Raw genomic sequence first — 293 nt, 5'->3', positions numbered from 1 at the left:
ATAGAAATGCTGAAAACCTTTTCTGCTATGCATTACGTGCTAAAAACTTAAGTAGAGACGATTCGGCTTTTGATGCTCTAATTAATATAAACGATATTAAAATAGGAGTTGGACTAAAAACTTTTATTTGCGAGCGAGATCACTCTCTAGAAAAAGTTGCTGAATTTAATCAGCTTTCAAGTAGTTTTAATATTTCTGATAGTCGGCAATTAGCTAAAACTATAGCAAATGCTAGGAACGAACGTATCCGTTTTGCCCAACGAATATATGGTGTAAATAGTGCTATATATCAT

Annotated in this window: 1 pseudogene; it reads left to right on the top strand. The window is 32.8% G+C overall.

Annotated elements, in window-relative coordinates:
- Positions 1-293: pseudogene (locus ACTHS3_RS17670) on the top strand (restriction endonuclease); the annotation flags it as partial.

This window comes from Neisseria sp. P0009.S007, from assembly GCF_051962515.1.
The sequence above is the reverse complement of the archived record's forward strand: the minus strand, read 5'-3'. Positions and strand labels throughout refer to the sequence as shown.